The 2,848-nt window shown below is 51.7% G+C and carries 2 protein-coding genes; both read right to left on the reverse strand.

The window, feature by feature from the left end:
- Positions 1–317 precede the first annotated feature (317 nt).
- On the reverse strand, positions 318–857 hold the full coding sequence (locus AC13CE_RS00055) for an HD domain-containing protein (RefSeq protein ID WP_482971050.1): 540 nt from the start codon (positions 855–857) through the stop codon (positions 318–320).
- Between the two features lie 632 nt (positions 858–1,489).
- Positions 1,490–2,620 (reverse strand): COG3904 family protein, encoded by a 1,131-nt coding sequence (locus tag AC13CE_RS00060; protein ID WP_482971051.1) that lies wholly within the window; start codon positions 2,618–2,620, stop codon positions 1,490–1,492.
- Positions 2,621–2,848: the final 228 nt, after the last annotated feature.

Below are 2,848 nucleotides of genomic sequence, written 5' to 3' on the forward strand. Positions count from 1 at the left end.
TTCAACAACCGGCGCCTGCTCGCGCCCATCGGCAATATCCCGCCTGCCGAAGCTGAAGCACGATACTACGCCATGCTGGACGACACGCCCATGGCGGCATAATTTAAACCGAATGGCCTCCGGCAATCCCGGGGCGGTTCAGTTGGTCCGAAGCGTAAGAATGACCAATCTCTAATAGGCTTAAGTGGGTCTCCACCGTCACCTCGAAAGGGAAATCGGCAACCTTCCTCATTTTCTGAATCTCAGGACGCTTATTGAAGAGTTCGAGGAAGGCTGGCCGTGTCATCCGGTATTTATCGCGGGACGACGCTCGCGGCCTACGTTGATGTCGTTCCGCGTCGATAGGCCTCGTCGAACGCAGCTTCCAGCGAAGAATTACATCCTCTGAGACCTTGGACGACTTCGCGCGCCCATTCGAAATATTGAAGGCGGCGTTCAGGTGACCAATCGGCAGGAGGTGCGGCGAGCAGGTCTCTCAAATTCGCGATCTTGTCAGCGAGTTTGACGAGTTTTGCGCCGTGAGATTTGGTCGAGGATTTCACGACCTGAAGTCTCTTTCGCTCTTCCTTCGGTAGCGACTTGTCGTCAGTCACCTCGGCAATGATGGAAGCGACGCGCTTGCCGAACTGAGCTTCCACTTCCTCAATTGTCGTTTCCGTGTCTTCGACAGTATCATGTAGGAGTGCGGCGGCGATCACCTGCGCATCGTCCACATCTCCCTCCCGCGCTAAGATGTCGGCGAGTGCGAGAGGATGGTTTATGTAGGGAGATGCCTCGGCATCCTTCCGCCGCTGGTTTCGATGCTTGTCAGCAGCAAAAGACGCCGCGTTGAGGATCAAGATGAGGTCGTTATTCATAGTCGGATCGCACTCCATTTGATGCGTGTTATCTGAAACAATCAGACGTCTTTCGAAACTGATCCAGCGGCCTATTAGATCATCGGGAGCTTACTTCATGTCTAGGCTGATCAGAGGCTGTCTTTTAGGTGCTTTGGTGGGTTTGATCCTCGCGCCCGTGCTGGTGGTTGTAGGATCATATTTCCTCGCTAGTCTCTAGACTGAGGAGGAGATCGTCATGGGGATGTTTGCGCCGCTCGGGGATTACTGCCGACAACAAAAGCTGAGACAGTTCGAACTGCTGTTTCACAAAATCGAGACCATCATCCGGAAGAAGCTTCCCGACAGTGCTTTGAGGCCGCAATATTGGGCCAACGTCGCCGCAGGAACTGGGCCGGTGCGGTCTGCCGTGAAAGACACTCCTTACGACACATTTCTCATCGCGGGTTCTAAGCGCGTTCGGTTCGAGCGTCGGCATTAGCACTCATCGCTGAAAACGGTGATGCTGTCTGTGACCCTTCGCCTTACTGAATGCGGAGCGTCCGACTAAACGCGTATGGTGCAGCACCAAGTTCGAAATTCGCACTCAGGCCCACTCACCATGCGCTAGAATATATAATTCATAAAAGGAAGGGCCGAAACCAACTCTTGCGTCATGGAATGCTATCCCATGTAATGCCCAATTGACTATTCGCAACGCATAATTCTTGCCAGAGCGACATTCCAACAGATTCTGGAACTAGAATATTTGAAGTTCTTTCGCCTGCCGGTATGGTCTCAGAGTATACGATATTACCTTTTGGGTCATATTCGTGAATCGACAACAGGACCCATGATCGATTTTTGCAATCGTGTTCTTCTAGAGATTTGGTTGATCTATGCTGGACTGTATTGTCATTAGAATGGTCGATATTCACCCAAACTCTGACGTTATGGCCAACTTGCACCATGGTTTTCAGATCATAGTAATAATCCGATCCGTTAGGAGTGCTTCCATAGTAAACCCAGAATGGTTCATCGCCTGCCTGCTGTGAGGAGGCGGGGTGTGTCTTATCCGGTGCACTTGGAAGGTCAGCGTCTCTCTGAATTGGTGTTCTAGGAGGCGTAATAACCCGAATTGGGGGTGGGCGTCTTGGTTCCACAGCGGGGGCTGCTTCGACGATCCCAGCATCAGCTTCTTTTATAGAGCCAAACCACTCAAACTGTATACCTGAGGCCTGCCTATTTTCCTCCGTGAGCCAAATGACTTTGTCTGGGGCGGCAAGGGTAGCAAAAACAATTGCGCTCTGCGGGAGATTGAGAAGGGTGAGGTAATTGCCAATCAACGCATTCGCGACACCCGATTCTTCGGTTTTGCCTTCGGTGATCCTATAGCTCGCGTGAAAGCCAACTCTTCCGTTGGGCGACAACAACCTTCTCTGTCCGGCAAGCCATATTAGAGCACAAGATGAGGCGCATGTAGCATTGCGGGGAATTACTGTTGAGTAACCGGATATCCGGATAATTTTGCCAATCTCTATGGCGGGGGACAAAGCCCCTCCACCGCTATTCAAAAAAACGACTGCGCGAGGATATTGGACGGACAATTGCCGAAACTTGTCGGCATCTCCCTCCACAATATCTCCTTCAAGAGAGATCGCGTGCAGATTGTCACCGACAGGGCGACTTTCGATGTCTGCGGCTTTAGCCGAAATTCCCATTGCGAGAACGCTCGCCGACGCAAGCAGTTTGGCGACGACAAAGATAGAGGACAAGAGAAACTGATTGCTTGAAGTTAGCTTCACCAAAACCTCCACCTTGAAGAAGATTAACTGAAAGCTCTCTATTTTCCAATCAAAGAAGCAAATTTCGGATCGGTTCGTCTAGGCGCTGTGAGGTGGTCCCGCCTTCTTGGACAGGTTGGCGGCGAAGTTAAGCTAATCCCGGATGTGATTATGCCGCCAGTCTGGTCATCAGATCATGGGGGGCATGCCCCCCATGATCTGAAGCATCGATCCGTCCATAGGCCTCTG

Source organism: Qipengyuania sp. B-5, assembly GCF_056857815.1.